This is a genomic window from Roseivirga thermotolerans, from assembly GCF_014653175.1.
GTDB classification, from domain to species: Bacteria; Bacteroidota; Bacteroidia; order Cytophagales; family Cyclobacteriaceae; genus Roseivirga; species Roseivirga thermotolerans.
Map to the genome: position 1 here is coordinate 37605 of NZ_BNAG01000005.1, position 17403 is coordinate 55007.

The window sequence follows — 17403 nt, forward strand, 5'->3', positions numbered from 1 at the left end:
GATCTATTGCTTAACTATTTGCCCACCTTTCATCACAAAGCTCACGCGAGTCATGACTGAGATATCTTTTATAGGATCTCCCTCCACAGCCACTATATCGGCCAGTTTCCCAACCGAAAGGGAGCCTACCGTATCATAAATACGCAACAGTTCTGCGGCTGTCTTTGTGGCCGACTGGATAGTCTCCATGGGGCTCATCCCCGCTTCCACCATATATACAAACTCCTTTCCATTCTCTCCATGAGGAAAAACACCCGCATCGGTTCCAAACGCAATCTTAACTCCCTTTCGGTAAGCTTTGGCAAATGTGTCTTGTATTTGAGGGCCTACCTCCAAAGCCTTAGGCACTACTACCGGAGGAAAATAACCCGGTATCTGTGCCTTCTCTACCACAAACTTTCCGGCCGAAATGGTAGGCACATAATAGGTGCCTTTTTCAATCATCAGATCCATGGTTCTTTCACTCATAAAAGTGCCATGTTCAATTGAATTAATACCTGCCTCAACAGCCCTGTACATTCCCTCATCGCCATGAGCATGGGCAGCCGTCACAAAACCGTATTCACGGGCTGTCTGCACAATCCCCTTAAGTTCATCCATTTGAAATTGAGGCCCCTGACCATCCTTGGCAACCGAAAGCACCCCTCCGGTAGCCGTAATTTTAATTACATCGGCTCCATTCTTATACCGCTGCCTAATAGCCTTTCTGGCCTCATCATAACTATTTACCACACCTTCCTTGGGACCCGGGTCTCCCATTAACTCAGCCTTTCCCCCATTAGTAGGGTCGCCATGACCTCCTGTGGTTGCAATGGTCTTTTCTGCAGTATAAATGCGGGGACCTAACACCTTTCCTGCATTAATGGCATTGCGAAGCGATACATTGACTCCGGTTCCTCCAAGATCTCTAACAGTAGTAAAACCGGCCATTAAAGTGCGTTCGGCATATACCTGAGCATCATAGGCTATATCTGCCGGATTGAGCGTATAGCGTTGTACTTGCGAATTCGGACTGCTCTGACTTTCAATGTGCACATGCATATCCATAAGTCCAGGCATTACTGTCTTACCTTTTAAATCGATCACCCGGTCGTCTTTTCCAGGCGCGGAAAAGCCGGAGTTGATGGCCACAATTTTATCGCCTTCCACTACAAGGGTCATGTTTTTTTGCACCCTGCCCAACTCAACATCAATCAACTGCCCGCAATAAATTAGCTGGCGTTGCGCCCATGCCTGAGTATAAAATAAACTGATGATAACAAGTACTATTAACCGATTCATTGCCTATAGATTTATTCAGAAAACTAAATATAGGAATTTGAAGCTTGTCGCAAGCAACTATCTATTGATGGCATTTTTTTTCGAAAAACGACTCTATTTCTTTCGAATGAGTCTGGCGAGATACTGATCGTTTTCTTCGTGTAGAATGTAGGTGTGCCAGCCAAGCGCATCAGCCTCCACAGTCAGGGTATCCGCATCAATATATACCCAATCGAACCAGTCGCCCCTCTTGCCTCTGTATTCATACTGAAAGCTTACTTCACCATAGTAGGAGTCTAAAGGCTTGACACTAGCCTCGTAGAGGTAAGAAATATCGCTCGAGTCCACAATAATTTGCCCTTCTTCACCCAATAACTCTGAAGCCTTTTTGAGAAAAACCCGAAGACTGCTAAGCCTGCCTATAAAACCAATGCCATTCATAAGACACAAAAGTGTATCGAAAGGAGCCGCTGTATAGCTGAAAAAATCGTGACACACAGCATTTTCTATACCTGATTCCTTTGCAATGCGCATAGCCTCTTGCGAGGTATCAAGGGCCACAACCTCATGCCCCCAATGTTGCAACACCAGGGCATGGCAACCTGTGCCTGCACCTACATCGAGCACACGACCTTCGCACACGGAGAGGGCCATTTTTTCCAGATCAGGCATTTCTTCATAACTCCTGAAAAAATACCACAATGGCATTTCTTCGGCCGGACCATAAGTGTTGTGAAGAAGTAGTTTATGCTCTTCGTTACCAGAGAAAAAATCGCTCAGGGCGCTATCGTAAGGTGTTTTCATGTGCTCCGGCAAACTTAGCCAAAATATCGTTGTACCCTGCAACCCCTTACCACAATGCACTACCGAACTTTCTTCGGTAATTAGCAAGAATAACCGAACAGAAAACCCGCATTCACAAACATAACCTTACGGAAAAAATGCCATGGGGAGAAAGTAAAAAATTCAATAAATATCAGTAGAACAGATAGTTACATGAGCGGTAACCATTCAAACCCAAAATAGACCGATTTGGATAATTCTGATATAGCCCCCAATTAACAATCGCGACTTTTACATGTTCATACATTGGAATGCTATTGCCAGACATGAAAAGGTCGATTCTTTTACTGCTACTACTCACTTCGCTAAATTTTGGTGTTGCGCAAGTTCAACCAAAATCCTTCAATGCTGTTCGTACTACCGAAAAGATAAAAATAGATGGGGTGTTCGATGAAGCTTCCTGGCAGGAGGCTCCTGTGCTTACAGACTTTGTACAACGCAGACCAAACCCGGGAGCTCCCTCTCAGCGCAAAACAGAAGTACGGCTAATGTATGATGACGAAGCTGTTTATATAGCGGCAAAGATTTATGAAGATCGGGATCAGGTTTTCAATATACTCACTAACCGTGATAACATAGGCAACTCCGACTACTTTGGCGTTGCTATAGACCCTTTTAAGGCCGGTCTCAATGGAGTAGGTCTATTTGTAACCGTGGCGGGCGTTCAGTACGATGCCCTTTATTCTAATGGTGGTAATGAAAGAATATGGCGCAACGACAACGACTGGAATGCAGTATGGTTGTCGGACACCAAAATAAATGACGATCACTGGACGGCCGAGTTTAAGATTCCTTATGCTGTACTTCGCTTTAATTCCAGAGAGGTGCAGGAGTGGGGTATTAACTTCTTCAGAAAATCTACCGCTCTCAATGAAGACTCGTTCTGGAACCCTATTGATCCTCAAATTGATGGTTTTCTAAACCAGGCCGGAGTGGTAAAAAACCTTAGAAACATAGAAACACCCACCAGGTTGTTCTTTTACCCTTATGTGTCTACAGTAGTAAGCCGCTCTACGGCTACTGGCTTTGTAGAGCCTCAATTCAATGGGGGAATGGACATTAAGTATGGTATAAACGATGCCTTTACCCTGGATGCAACTCTAATTCCCGATTTTAGTGGAGTGCGGTCAGATAATCAGGTGCTCAACCTCTCGCCCTTCGAAGTTCGGTTCGATGAAAACCGCCAGTTTTTCACTGAAGGTGTGGAGCTATTTAACAAAGCGGGTCTTTTCTATTCCAGAAGAATTGGTAGCACATTTGGCAACCTTACCGAAGAATTGAACGACAATGAAACTATAATAGTAAGACCGCAGGCCGCTCAGCTTATCAATGCCTCTAAAATTACAGGAAGAACCAACAGCGGTCTTGGCATTGGCTTCTTTAATGCCTTAACCGAGCGCACCTTCATTACTGTTCAGGATACTGAAACGGGAGCTGTTCGGGAGATAGAAGCCGATCCGCTCACAAACTTTAATGTAATTGTACTGGATCAAAACCTTAAAAACAACTCCAGCCTTACACTAACCAACACCAACGTTCTGCGAGGAAAAAATGCTGACGATGCCAACGTAACGGGCTTAAATTTCAACCTCAATGACGAATCGCTCACCTGGCGTGTTCGGGGTTTTTATGCCTATAGCCAGATTGCATCGCATAATATCGAAAACAACAACATTGACAGAAAGACCGGGTATAAATACAACATAGGCTTTTCTAAAACCCGTGGCAATTTTCAATTTGGTGTTAACAGAAATGTAGAAACAGACGACTACGACATTAACGACCTGGGCTTTTTAAGAAGAGCCAACCGAATAGACCATGAGCTAAACCTCTCCTATTTACAGTTTGAACCCAAAGGCATATTCAACGACTATCGCTACGGAGTTCGTCTCGAACACAACAAACTGTACAACCCCAACATGTTCTCAGAATTTCAGGTAAGTGCAAACTTTGGAGGTAGTTTTAGAAACTTTTGGGGTTTCTCTGTAGATGCCAATACCAACCCGGTAGAGAGCAACGACTACTTTGAAGCTCGTGTACCGGGCTACATTTTCAAGCGGCCGGAAAGCTACTCTTTTGGAGCCCGCCTAAACACCGATAGCCGAAAAAACTTTCGACTCTCCGGACGTTTAAGGTTTTGGAAACGACCCGACTGGGATCAGGTAGACAATTCTGCCAATATTGGCGCTCGCCTGCGAATGGGTACGAGAGTAGAAATTAACCACAATGTAGACTATTCGTTCCGTGAAAATGAAAGAGGCTATGTGAGAAGAATCTATGACAACAGCGGAGCACTGGAGCATGTGGTATTTGGAATTAGAAATGTGAGAAACCTCACCAATACACTATCCTCCAGCTACATCTTTACCAATCGCATGGGAATCACCTTTAGAATGAGACACTACTGGAGCCGGGTTGAGTACAACGATTTCCTTGAACTTACAGAAGACGATAGACTGCAAGACATTGATTATACCGGAACCGACTCTACTACAGGAGAACCACTCCACAACCGCAACTTCAACCAGTTTAACATAGACATGGAGTACAACTGGCAGTTTTTGCCAGGTAGTGAAGTGCGGGTAATCTGGAAACGATCTATTGGTACAGACGACCTGAATACTCAGCTCGACTTCTTCGATAACTTTGGCAATACGCTTTCCGCGCCCAACTTTGACACAATAACTATTCGTATGGTGTATTTTGTTGACTATCTTAAAATCAAGAATATTTTCAGAAAGTCTTAACAAACGTAAAACCTATTAACTTTTTAGCGCACCTCTATCTTTCAGGCCCCAACGCACAGTTAACTGTTGGCAACTTTATGGGTGACTTTGTGAAAGGAAGCCAATTGGGCCATTTGCCGGAGATGGTGGCAAAGGGCGTGATACTGCACCGCGAAATAGACCACTACACAGACCACCATCCAATCGTTGGTCTTAGCAAGGATAAACTCCGGCTAAAGTATAGGCATTATGCAGGAGTGATCGTGGACATGTATTATGACCATTTTCTGGCCAAAAACTTCAATGAATACTCTAGCCAACCACTATGGGCCTTTGCTCAGGAAAAATACGAGCTTCTTCAGGCCAACTACGAGTTCATTCCTCCACGCGGCCAACACATGCTACCCTACATGATCAAAGGCGATTGGCTGACCAATTATGCCCGCAAAGAAGGTTTACACAGGTCGCTCACCGGCCTTTCCCGTAGAACCAAATTCAACTCGAAACTTGAGCTTGCCATCCAGGACCTTACGGAGCACTACTCCGTTTTTGAAACAGAATTTCGTGAATTCTTTGCTGAAATAAGGGAGCACATTTCCCAATTCAGGCAAGATTTGATTAATTCGAAGCTATGATCGTTTCCCGTCCTAAAAGGAACACCATTTTTGCCCTGGGAGTGTCCACCCTTATCTGCGGTTTTGGGTCGCTCTATTTTATGCGCCAAGTATTAGCCGAACCCGATGGCGTGTGGAGATATATAGTACTGGGTATATTGTTGTTGTGTACCTCCATTCTTATATACAAGCTGCTATTCAATTATAAGGTCATTAAAATAAGCCACGATCTGGTGCATATTTATTACCCCTTTCGCTTCTTTAAAACGGTTCAGCCCATCAAAGACCTTGGTGCCTGGCAAGAAACTATTATTGAAACGAATAAAACTGAATTTAGAGAGCTAAAGCTGGTTTTTTTGAACAAAGGGTTTGTAAAAATTACAAACCAGGAAAATAGCGACTATGACAAGGTATATAAATACGTGAAGAAAAAAGCTCCCAAAAAAGAAGTGAAAGAATGATTAAAAACCTGCTCTTAGTGGCCTTAGGTGGTGGAGTAGGCAGTGCCTTGCGCTACTTTATTCAAGAAGGATTGCACAAGCAGCTAGAAGGCTTTGCTCCATACGGCACCTTTGTGGTTAATATAGTGGGCAGTTTTCTTATTGGCCTGTTTATGGGCTGGGCACAAAGTGAAAAGTACCTTTCCGAAGACACCAATCTGCTACTCATTTCCGGCTTTTGCGGTGGTTTCACTACCTTCTCTACTTTTGCTATGCAAAGCAATGAGCTTATGCTAGGAGAAAAACCTCTTCAGGCTATTCTATATGTTGGGTTAAGTGTGGTGGTGGGCATGACTCTAGCCTATTTAGGGTATAAGCTGGGGAAGATATCCTAATTGCACCCTTAGACTTATCTTTTCGGCTATATAGAGCTTGAAAAGACCTTAGAAGTAACAGGTTCTGCATTTCAGAAAACATATGCTAAGATGAATTAAGAAATTTCAGCTGCTCAAGAATGTTTCCTTACAAAGGAATGCTCTATTCTTTTATGGGAAATCATGAACTCAAAAAATCCTGGGTCAATTAGGTCAGCATAGAGGAATAGATCTTGATACAGCCATACCAAGCTGACTATTTTTATCTTTCACGTCTCGATCGATAAGATTAAAACTTATATTATTGTCAAAATCAATAAGTCAAGATTATTCCGTGAGCAGTGCATCGAGAAGTTTGAGGTTTTCTACGGTTCTCAACATTCTAAAAAAGAGACCAATATCAGCCGTCTTGGGAATTCTACCCATATTAATTCCGGGTTTTGTAGTGATTATCTTGATGATTGTATTTTCTTCTATTGATAACGATGTACCGAAAGTAGACTTAGACCTGATACACGCTAAAGGCGTAGACAAAACTGCACGAATCATTGATATTGAAACTCAATATAATATATCAATTAATGGCGTTCATCCAACAATAATACACTACAGTTACAATGACAATGGACAGGACAGAGTGTCTAAATACCGTGTTCTTGAAGATCGAAAAATTCAAGACTTCGGAGTAGGAACCGAAATTGATATTAAACTATATCAGGGAAGTAGTATAATACTCGGGCTAAAGCCTTACAACTTAGAGAAAGGCCTCTTCTTACTCATCCTATTCCCCTTTCTAGTTGTTGGAGCACCATTCCTAGCGTACTATGTGTATCACCTATTGAAAGAGATAAAGCTATACAAACATGGAAATTTGATGCAGGGTAGACTTATATCATCCATTCAAAAAAGAGGTCTACCGTTTTCAAATATTGGCCACAGTGTTTCTGTGCTCTACGAATATGAAATCAATGGCCAGAGAATGGTAGGTGAGTCAAAAACAGACGACTTGTCCTTCGTGAATAACCAACCAGGTGACTTAATCCCCATATTTGTCTCGAATAGCAACCCTAAAAACTCATGTGTGGTCCCAAAACAGGAAGCTTTTCGAAATAGTTGGAACATTAAGTTTGAATAAAGCCTCCACCAAAGAAGAGGAGACTAATAACTACCTTCGTAAGTCTTATTTGACAGGGAATACAGAACCATTCTACCAGAGGGAACTAGAAAATCAGGTCGCTCAATCATTACATCCCCCTAATCGGACTGTGGCAAGCTGGCAACATGATCTGAATATGCTTGTAAACAATCTCCTTGAGTGTATGGAGGCTAATGACTCCAATCATAGCCATCCAACCCCTCTAAACAAGCAATTAGCAAATCAATAGCACCTTGAATATCGTCTTTGTCGGCCATTTCAATCACCTGATGCAAGTGTCTGGTTGGAATGGAAATAGCGCCTGAAATAGCTCCTTCCTTACCCATTCGCTGCACTCCGGCCGTATCGGTACCTCCCGCAGTCAACACCTCAGGTTGCCATTTAATTTGAGCCGATGTGGCCGTTTTCTTCATGAAATCTACCATGCGATAATCGCAAATGGTGGAAGCATCCATAATTTTAATGGCCACCCCTTCTCCCAACTTTGTTACCATTTCGTGAGGTTGGGCTCCCGGCAAATCGTAGGCAATGGTAGTATCTAAACCAAAGCCAAAATCGGGATTAATAGTGTGTGCCGAAACATTGGCACCTCTCAAGCCAACCTCTTCCTGAACGGTAAACACACCATAAACATCATACGGATGGTTTTGAAGTTGTTTCAGCGCTTCTATGAGAATAAAAACCGAAACCCGATTGTCGATAGACTTGCAGTTTACACAGTTGCCCATCTCAATTAGTTCACGCTCTCTGGTAATGGGGTCTCCTATAGCCACCCACTTTTCTACCTCTTCTTTCTTCATTCCAAGGTCAATAAAGTAGTCAGAAGTTTTAGCCACTTTACCTCGTTCTTCCTGACTCATTACATGTATGGGCTTACTTCCCATAACCCCCACCACATCTTTCCGACCATGAATAATCACTCGCTGAGCAGTTAGTGTTTTAGGATCGAAGCCCCCCAGCGTATGAAAGCGTACAAAGCCATTGTCATCGATATGAGTAACTATAAAGCCAATTTCATCCATATGGGCAGCTACCATGGCTTTCTTTCCTTCCGGGTTATTCTTACCCTTTTTTACCGTGATTACATTGCCCATATTATCTACCCTCCACTCGTCTACATGGTTCTTCACTTCTTCAATAACCATCTCGCGTACGCGCTTTTCGAACCCAGGAGCACCAGCTACTTCACAAATTCGCTTTAGTAGGTCAACGTTAATAGACATATCGATTTAATTTTTGGTCGAATATAAAGCTTGAGAAAGGGGAATAAAAGAGGAAGGAAAAATAGAATACAGAAAGACCACTAAAGGTCTTCGGCCAGGGTAAACACAACGGTGAGCGAGTAAACTCCCGGTCTATATCCCATACCGGGAGTTAATTTATAGTCAATTCGGAAACGGTGGGTAAAAGGATCGTTTGAGCCATCACCAGGCGCATTGGTGCCTACTCCGGAGTTTACCCGAGCATCATCGGCTGCCGAACCTATTAAGTAAACCGGGTTAGATACATCCTGTAACTGAAAGAAGGTATTTTGCTGAGAAGTTCCACCCGGGCTAACTGCCCTTATTTCTAAAATTGAGACTGGTACTGTAGAGGAACCTGCACTGGAGTATGAGGTGAGCAAATCCCACTGACCGGGTGTGGTAGTTTGGGTGCCTACATACAAATCCCACTCGGCAGTAGACTCAATTCTAAACTCTGTGGCGTTGGGACGAATAATACCATTGGTGTATTGACGTATGGTATTAAAGGTAAAATCGATATCGGTACCTCTTGTAATAGAAATGTCCAGGGTCTGGGCAAAACAATAAGAGGCAATTAGGTGAAAAACAATCAGAAAGGTTACCCTTCTGCTCATATACAAAAATATGGAATAAAGTAATACAAAAAGAGGTAACATGAACTGTTACCCCTTTTACCAATCAACATAAATCGAACTAACTTATTTACTACGTCTTAGTAAAACTGTATTTCTTAATTTCTTAAAGGTCTTCTGCCAAAGTGTAGATCACGTTCAAACCATAGTAACCAGCCTGATATTGTGCTGTCAGAGTAGGGATAATTCTGTAGTCTACTCTGAAGAAGTGAGTATCAGGAGTTGTTAGGTAAGAACCAGCAGCAATACCGTCACCGGCAGCTACAGTACCTACAATGTCCAAGCGAGTATCTGTCAAAGAAGTAAAGTTGTTCAAAGCAGAGTTTCCGGCACCATCTATAATTCTTACCTCTAACAAAGTAGAAGGAATTGTTGAAGTACCTGCGCTTGAGAATGCCTGCAACTGAGACCAGTTAGCAGTTTCGGCCTGTACGTAAAGATCCCAAGGCACAGTAGACTCAACACGAAGTTCAGTTACGTTTGGCTTGATGATACCGTTTACGTAGCTAGGAATGGTATTAAAGGTGAATTCTACGTTAGGGTCTGTAGCCAGCGTAAGGTCCAAAACACCTTGCAAGTCCATAGCTACATACACGAATTCATTGTCGTCTGGTAAAACCTGAGCATTTGCCTGGTTTCCGAGAGCTAAGGCAAAAACTGCCGCTACGACAAATGCCTTAAAGTTTACTAATCTTTTCATGAGTATTAATGTTTAGGTTAAAAGTTTAGACATGTGAATATATGGACTTATATTCATATATACAAATATTCCTCAAAAATTTCTCAACTTTTTTTACCGCTTCGGCAAGCGAAGCCGTAGAGTTCTGCCATGTGAGAGCTTTGAGGGTGCCCATCTATTCTTTACTTTTTTCTTTAATTTCTATTTCAATTTCTGCGGCTGCCACTTCATCCCTATTGCCATAATCCAACACACCCAAAACAGAATACCTGCCCGGAGGATAATCTTTAGGAATAATAAATGTGACATCGCGATTGCTAGCGGGTAGTACCGTAAAGTTGCGTGGTTTAAGGCGCGTTATCTCACCCGTTTGCAGGTTGGTAAACTCCGCATAAGAATTGCATTTGAGAAAAGTCTCTCCCACATTTCTTAGTCGAAGCACCAATTGGTCTTCTTGCTGAGTAAAGTCGATCAACTCTCCTTTAGCGAAAACAGCATTTGGAGGAGTTTGGAAAATGTACACCCCAAAACGATAGGCCTGGTTTAGGTTAACGATTAGCCCATCGCTGTTTTCCTGAGTCGATTGTTTTTCTTCACTCAACCGGATGTAGGCCACTGCCCATCGTGCAACCAATGCACTGGAATCTTGTGGCACGTCCATCACTACTCTGATTTGCTGCGATTCTCCCGGATCTAATTCAAAAAGTGCGGGAGTCGCGCTCAACCAATCTGCACAAGAGCGAGGCAAGGTTCCTTTTTCCATGAACTTACTCTTACCCGCACGTGAAGCATCAAAGTCTCCAAAATCTACAGTAAAGGTTTGTCTACGGTCGGCATTGTTGGTCACAGTTATAAGTCCTGTTGATGACCCACCAGGGCTAACCTTGTAGTTCAACCTTGTCGGAGAAGTGGAGATTTTCTGACCGAAAGCATCAAAAAATGTAAGGCAAAGCAGCATTACTACCAGCGCTGCCCACCGCGTTCGACTGTGTTGATAAAATGATCTCATATGTTGATTGTTAGTTGTTGTCAAATCGTTTAATGTTCAGTTGCCTTCTTTTCTCAATGAGGTAAAAGGCCAGCTGGTAATTTCCTCCTAAGTTGTTGATGTCTAAAGTGTAACTAGACTGGGCAAACTCAAACTGGCTATCTACCGCCTGCTCATTCACCTTAATAGTATATTGGCCAAAAGGCACATAAAGCCTAAAGCTACCTTGCAAATCGGTTAGTGTAGAGTAGCTTTCGCCAGTAGCATCTGTAGCCGTTACCCGAATGCCGTTAAGCTTCATTCCTCCCTCACCTAGTGCCGAGTACTGTGCTTTTTGCAGAATGATATTCCCCATTATCTGCACTCCTCGCTTCAGGGGTATGTACACTGCCTGACTGGAGTTTACATCTACCTCCACGCCTTTAGATTTGAACCAGCCCTCTGAATTGGTCAGCAACTCAGTCTCTACAAAATATTTCCCTTCCGGCAGGTTTCTAAAGTAAACCACACCATCCTGGTTTGTCATAAGCGCCTGCCCGTTTACTCTTACAATCACATTTCGCTCAAACTCTTCCCCCTGGTCTCTCAGGTTGTTTCCATTTAAGTCTTTAAATACCACCACCTCAAGGTCATGTGCTTTTTTGCCCGGCTTTTTCAGGTTGAATTGTTTTTTTATTCCAAAGCGAAGAAATGCATTGGACTGGCTGAACGGGTTAAATGCCTGAGTGCCAAACTCAGAAACATTGGCCAGTGGGCTTTCTCCTTGTTTGATACTGAAATATTCAACCGTCATATTAAACTCCAGGCCGCTCTTCGAGAAGTAAGTGACTTGCGGTGCCATATTGGCTCTCCACCGGGCCAAAACTGACTCATAGGCCATAGTGAACATGGGACGAACAGAAATTCGTGCCTTTGTAAAATTTAGCTGAGCAAAAGCACTCAAAAACAAGGATTGTGGATTTATGCCATCTTCCACAACCCTTAGGTTGTCCAGCACATTAAAGGGGCCATAATAATAGCGGGCCGAAACGTTGAGGTTTTTATAACGCAAAGTGTTTTCCCAGCGAGACACCAGATATGGCTTCATGTTATAGTCGAGTGCTTTGGTAAAGCCAGAAAAGAAACGGGTAAACAAGCGGGCATCTGAACTTTTGTTGGTGCTAAAGCTTAATCCCATACCGGTGGTCGATGTTCTAAGGTCCAACACTTCCTCATAGGTATAGCGCGGATATACCATAAAATTGCCGTTCTCTGTGGCCCAACCATACTGCCCTTCAAAGGTATTGCGCACAAATTCTCTTCTGGGAAACAGAATACCCTTGCTGTATATCTCAGGGTTACGGCTGTTCATATTCACTCGTAAGCCCACATAAGTAGTTTCTCCCAAATTATACCTGGCATTGGTATTGAAATCTACAGAACCCCTGAACTGCGAGGAATAGTTGGGGCTGTTGTACCGCCCTTGCGCAGAAAGACTAACGCCCTGTATTCTTCCGGTGTAGCGAGCCGTAGCCCCAAAACCCGGCACAGAGAAGGTTCCGCTGGCCCCCTCATGCAGTTCTGTAGAGTACCCTACTTTAACATCCACAATGCTCTGGTTGGGTAAGCGATAGTTTGCCCTGAGTGTAGCAAGGTTGCGGTTTACCTGGTTGAACTGATCGTCTTGATTTACCAATTCGGCCGTGGCATTGAGCCCTTGAAAAACTCTGTACCGAACTGATGCTCCCATGCTATTCAGGTTGTTCTGCACATTGCCGTTTTGTGGCCGGGTAACATAAATGGCCGAAACACCCACCTTATCGAAATAGTAGGAGCCTTTTACACCAGTTCCATTAAGCAACAGCTCCATGTTCTGCCCTATGTCTCCGGCAGATACAGAATATTTAGGTGTGCGATATTCAGCAAATCGATAGGAGCCTAAAAACTGGGTTCCGGCAAGGCTATTGCTGGATATGATGGTCTGATAATAATAGCGAAGGAAGCGATCTTCTCCAAGATCGGCTTCCCCGCTAAGATCCAGACTGAAATTCGTGAACTGCGACAACACATTGTAAGTGTTGAACTCCAGGTTGATTGGAATGGTGGATGAACCATACGCTGTTTTAAACTTGTGTTCCTGATTTAGCTTCTTGAAATCTACTCTTCCGCCCCAGCTTGCACGGTTACCCGCTACATCTTTTACCTGAATATTGACCTTATACTCAGACTGATCGGTCTGCTCAGAATCTATGGCTCCTGCCGTGAAGAAATTCTCTTTTTTGGCCTCTTCGTCCAACTGAGCAGTAAAGGTAAGGGTGGTATCAATATCAACCGGGAGCTTAAGCGGTAGCGAATTGTCTGCAAAAGGATTTCCCTGCATGTCCAGAATTTTCACCTTCACATCCGGATTGAACAGAATCATCACATCTTCTGCAGAGTTGCCATTGTTCTTTAAGTTCACCTGGAATTGTGCCTCCTTTTTATCGGCCGGAAAAAACACCTCCGACTTTACGATTGAAGCGAACCAACGCGACACTTTTACCACTTGCATAGACCAGGGCGTGGAAGCCAACGGAATTCCGTTGGTGGTAAGTGCAGTAGCATTAATAAAGTAATTTACATTGCCTGTAGCCGATTTTTCAGGCACCACCCGAATGGGGATGAAGAGACTGTCGTTGTTAGCTACGTTATAAACTTGGTCTTCAGCCCTTACGCGAGACCAATTAGGTGGAGTAGCAATTTCTATTTTAAATACTGAGGTACGACCTGTTCTGTTCACCACCTTGAGCACATTGGAGGCTACTTCATCAACAGAACCGCTTGTTTGGGATTTTAAGAACTGTAAAGTGAGACCACTCGCTGTTCTCTCTTGGGCTACGACACTTGTCTGAAGCATTAATAAGAGCATACAGCTAGCGCATACCACAAAGGAGAGAAATCTCCTATATCTGGGATTACACGTAGTCAAAATAAGTTAGTTCTTACGGTGTTAGGTATTTCAAATATAAGTAGTTTATAGGTGAAATACGCAAAGATTTTCGGCCGATTTCTATTATAAATGGCGGTTTTGAGTGTGAAAAGATTTTTTTTGGTAGCCACTTACGAAGTTCTGAGTGCAAAAAAATACCCTCACGGACAATAAATCCACATTTGAAACGATAACCATCCCATTAGAGGCTTTTACCAGCTAGTCGGAATTTTGGATAAAACCAGGAGTCATCCACCCATAACTCACTGATAATAAGACCATATAACACCCGGATTCTTAAAAACTGCAGTCCAAAAAGCAAAAATGGGCAAGCAAGGGTTTGTGTAAACATCCTTGCTCGCCCATTGGACAATGCCATGTGGCCTGGGTATTAAAAATTTGCCCGCAATGAAATCATAAAGTTTCGGCCGGGAGCTGAAATACCTGAACTATATGGCCTGTAACGTTGGTCTGTAATGTTTTCTACACCTGTAGTCACCGTTAGCACATCGTTAAAACTGTATTGCGCTTTAAAATTGAGCGTGTACCATGCAGGTGCGTAAGGGTTACCATTTTCATCGGCAGCATATATTTCTGTTTTGCCTTTCTCATCTTCGGGCATTTCATGGAAAGACACTTCCTCGTGGTAGTTGGCATAGAGGCTAAGCCTCCATTTGTTGCCCAGATAATTGAGTCTGCTCACGCCAAAAGCGGGTGCTGCATGCCGCAATGGACTTTTGGAGCCATCATCTAATTCCTCCTCTCCTTGCTGAAAATTATACATGGTATTAAAACTAAAACCTACCGGTAGTTTTACTTCTGCTCCCAACTGAAAACCGTAGACCTCAGCAGCGGCAGCGTTTTGAATGGCCTGCACCTTGCTCATCTCTCCGTCATACATTATTTCAGTCATTCCATTGAGAGTAAAATCTCTTCTGACCAGCGCATTGTCCAGGTAGGTATAAAAGGCCGTTACATCTACCTTCAGTACTCCTGAGAATATTTTAGCAATGCCTATATCGGCATTGTATGCAGTTTCAGCCTTCAGGTCAGGATTGGGCACAACCACTGCTCCAGGCTCCGAATCGAATATTTTACCCATATCGTCTACATTGGGCGACCTGAAGCCAGAAGCCATGTTGGCACTAACTACCCAAGTAGCATCTGGACGTAATATGGCTCCTAAGCTCCCTGTCAACGCCCCTTCGTTCAGCGAGGCCTCCGTGAAAGGGAAGGGATAGAACCGGGTATCGAAAGTTGCATCTATTCCAAAACGATTATAGCGCAGGCCTGCCTGAAAGGTCAGGTAATCCGTAGGACTGTATTCCTGAGTAATGTATGCCGCATACGATGTCCATTCGGCCTGAGGGTACCGCGAGGGCCCTTCCGTTGAAGTGCCATCTTGTATATTCTGCTCATAACCGGTAGAGTTCACTTCATTAAGCACCCACTCTACCCCGTAGAACAGCTTACTTTTGTCACTCAATCGCTTGTTGGCGTCAATATTTACCGAATAAGCATCTACTTTTTCTACGCGTACCGATCGCTGATTACTGTTCAGGCTTCTGTCTCTGCGGCTTTCTTCAAAATGCTGGTAGGCGAGTCTAAGCGTAACGGCATCATACAAACCGGATTTTCTCTGATGACTGGCACTTAGGTTATTCATCATCCAGATTTGCGGCCCGTAACTCCACTCTCCATAGCGTGGCGCCCCATTGCGTGTTCTCAAGTGCCGGTCATACCGGCCATAATCAGATGTTTCTGAGTAGTGGAACCCATATTGAAAGTCCCAATATTGGCTGGGTTTATACCTTACCTTTTGAGTGATGTTGAACTGATAATAACCACTCGGATTTTGTACCCTTGGGTCGGAGTTGGTAAGCACCACATCCTCATTGCCTCTCCTTTCTACCGTGTAGGTTTTGAGGTAATCGTCAGGCCCGTTACTTCCCATTTTCAGGTCATCGAAATCATTGGCACTAAGGCTAGTGGCAAAAGCCCACTTTTTGAGTCCCAACATAAAGCCTACATGGCCAGTCATTTCGTTGTTGGCCGAAGCATAACGTAAAACTGCTTTTCCGCTAATCTGTGGGGTACCGGTTAAAGATAACTGTGGGGTGAGTGTCTGAAAACTCATTACTCCCCCAATGGCATCGCTACCATAAATAACCGAACCAGGGCCAAAAGCAATTTCGGCACTTTCTATGGCAAACGGGTCTAGCGAAATTACATTTTGAATATTCCCACTTCTAAAAATTGCGGTATTCATTCGCACACCATCTACCGTGTAGAGCAGGCGGTTAGTAGCAAAGCCACGAATCATGGGGCTGCCTCCTCCCTGCTGGCTCTTTTGCACATATATTTGGCCGGAAACCGAAAGCAAATCGGCCGCTGTTTGAGGGTTCTGAAAAGCCACCTCTCTTGGAGTGACAGTAATTACTTTTTGAGGCACTTCTGCAGAAGACTGACTCCATCGGGTAGCAGAAACAACAAACTGATCGAGCGAAAGACTAGTAGGACGAAGGCCTAGCTGAAAACCCATAGCTTCCAACTGTTCGAAGCTATACTCTGCTGTGGCATAACCTAAAATGCGTATCTGTATAAGTTCTGCCCCCTCCAGTGCGGCAATATCTGCCTGGCCTTTGGCATTGGTGGTGAGAACGGTATTGTCCTTTTCGCTGACAATAACAGCCAGCTCCAATGGCAGACCGCTTTCCTGGTCTACCACGGTTAAAACCTGGGCTTTGGCTACGCAACAAAGTAGGCACAGCCAGCCCAGAAGAATAGTTTTCTTCATGATTAAAAAGTGAATTGTTAAACATGTTCAGTCTTGCCGACTGAAAAACTGATAAAACAAGCCTCTTTGTGAGGTTGTCTTAAAAACCCGAAATGCTTAACAATAGATGGGTGGAGGAACGGGAGGACTCCAACAGATTGACCGATAAAAAACCGGAGCTTGCATGGCTTCATGGATATGAAAACCAAAGCCGATGGGTAGGTCTGAAACTATAACCGAATGATATAGGCCTTTGAGAAAACGTTCTATTTGCACCTGATTATGCTGTTGATCAGGATCGTGCTTCATGGCCATGGCCACCAGGCGATCGAGTTGGTACTTAATTTTGGTTTCTGCCTTATCCCACCAAACGTGGTAGATAATTTTCCCTTCAAGTTCTTCTTTTTCTACCACATCGTAGCTCTGGCCCTGGTATTCGAACTCCCGCTCATGCTCCCATTTCAACGTAGCAGCCTGCTCAGCTGTAAATGTAAGCTGAATGAGCTCCCCTTTGTCTACCCCAAGCAGAATCTGATGTTCAATGTCTTCTCTCAACTTCCACTGTTTGAGCTTAAGCATGGCATAGCTAAGCCCTAATGGGGCAAGAAAGCACATGAGCAGTGCTACAGAAATAAACTGTCTGGTTCGAGTGGCCATTTTACAGGCTTACAATCTAAGAAAGAATAACTGATTTGATAAGCAGAGAGTGACAGGAGGCACTTTA

The 17403-nt window shown here is 43.8% G+C and carries 14 protein-coding genes; 5 read left to right on the forward strand and 9 right to left on the reverse strand.

Annotation, left to right across the window (positions count from 1 at the left end):
• Nucleotides 1–3: 3 nt before the first annotated feature.
• Both IE164_RS16960 and IE164_RS16965 read right to left on the reverse strand, forming a co-directional pair.
• Nucleotides 4–1281 carry a metal-dependent hydrolase family protein gene (locus IE164_RS16960; protein ID WP_189631465.1) on the reverse strand — a complete coding sequence of 426 codons (1278 nt, stop codon included), beginning with the start codon at nt 1279–1281 and terminating at the stop codon, nt 4–6.
• Nucleotides 1282–1374: 93 nt separating this feature from the next.
• Nucleotides 1375–2064, reverse strand: coding sequence for a class I SAM-dependent methyltransferase (locus IE164_RS16965; protein ID WP_189631466.1), 690 nt, complete (start codon nt 2062–2064; stop codon nt 1375–1377).
• 305 nt (nt 2065–2369) lie between these two features.
• Between IE164_RS16965 and IE164_RS16970 the strand changes: the two genes are divergently transcribed.
• From IE164_RS16970 to IE164_RS16990, 5 genes are all read left to right on the forward strand, one after another.
• Entirely contained in the window at nt 2370–4850 is a 2481-nt protein-coding gene (locus IE164_RS16970; RefSeq protein ID WP_189631467.1) for a DUF5916 domain-containing protein, read from the forward strand.
• A 14-nt stretch (nt 4851–4864) separates the two neighbouring features.
• The gene (locus IE164_RS16975; RefSeq protein WP_189631595.1) at nt 4865–5464 is read left to right on the forward strand and encodes an acyl carrier protein phosphodiesterase; all 600 of its coding nucleotides are present in this window, start codon (nt 4865–4867) and stop codon (nt 5462–5464) included.
• The gene (locus IE164_RS16980; RefSeq protein WP_189631468.1) at nt 5461–5904 is read left to right on the forward strand and encodes a hypothetical protein; all 444 of its coding nucleotides are present in this window, start codon (nt 5461–5463) and stop codon (nt 5902–5904) included. The genes IE164_RS16975 and IE164_RS16980 overlap by 4 nt, the downstream gene beginning before the upstream one ends.
• Nucleotides 5901–6278 carry a fluoride efflux transporter CrcB gene (gene crcB / locus IE164_RS16985; protein ID WP_189631469.1) on the forward strand — a complete coding sequence of 126 codons (378 nt, stop codon included), beginning with the start codon at nt 5901–5903 and terminating at the stop codon, nt 6276–6278. Before IE164_RS16980 ends, crcB begins: the two co-directional genes overlap by 4 nt.
• 283 nt (nt 6279–6561) lie before the next feature.
• Nucleotides 6562–7392, forward strand: a complete 831-nt coding sequence (locus IE164_RS16990) for a DUF3592 domain-containing protein (RefSeq protein WP_189631470.1) — start codon at nt 6562–6564, stop codon at nt 7390–7392.
• A 191-nt stretch (nt 7393–7583) separates the two neighbouring features.
• Here IE164_RS16990 and IE164_RS16995 read toward each other — a convergent pair whose 3' ends face one another.
• The 7 genes from IE164_RS16995 to IE164_RS17025 form a co-directional block, all read right to left on the reverse strand.
• Nucleotides 7584–8636: a M42 family metallopeptidase gene (locus IE164_RS16995; RefSeq protein WP_189631471.1), complete on the reverse strand. Its 1053-nt coding sequence runs from the start codon at nt 8634–8636 to the stop codon at nt 7584–7586.
• 80 nt (nt 8637–8716) lie between these two features.
• The gene (locus IE164_RS17000; protein WP_189631472.1) at nt 8717–9271 is read right to left on the reverse strand and encodes a hypothetical protein; all 555 of its coding nucleotides are present in this window, start codon (nt 9269–9271) and stop codon (nt 8717–8719) included.
• A 124-nt stretch (nt 9272–9395) separates the two neighbouring features.
• On the reverse strand, nt 9396–9989 hold the full coding sequence (locus IE164_RS17005; protein ID WP_189631473.1) for a hypothetical protein: 594 nt from the start codon (nt 9987–9989) through the stop codon (nt 9396–9398).
• A 154-nt stretch (nt 9990–10143) separates the two neighbouring features.
• Nucleotides 10144–10977, reverse strand: a complete 834-nt coding sequence (locus tag IE164_RS17010; RefSeq protein WP_189631474.1) for a fimbrial biogenesis chaperone — start codon at nt 10975–10977, stop codon at nt 10144–10146.
• Nucleotides 10978–10987: 10 nt separating this feature from the next.
• A complete protein-coding gene (locus IE164_RS17015) occupies nt 10988–13831 on the reverse strand; it encodes a hypothetical protein (RefSeq protein WP_189631475.1) in 2844 nt (947 codons plus the stop codon).
• A 463-nt stretch (nt 13832–14294) separates the two neighbouring features.
• Nucleotides 14295–16700 (reverse strand): TonB-dependent receptor plug domain-containing protein, encoded by a 2406-nt coding sequence (locus tag IE164_RS17020; protein WP_189631476.1) that lies wholly within the window; start codon nt 16698–16700, stop codon nt 14295–14297.
• Between the two features lie 96 nt (nt 16701–16796).
• Entirely contained in the window at nt 16797–17336 is a 540-nt protein-coding gene (locus IE164_RS17025) for a hypothetical protein (protein ID WP_189631477.1), read from the reverse strand.
• Between the last annotated feature and the right edge of the window lie 67 nt (nt 17337–17403).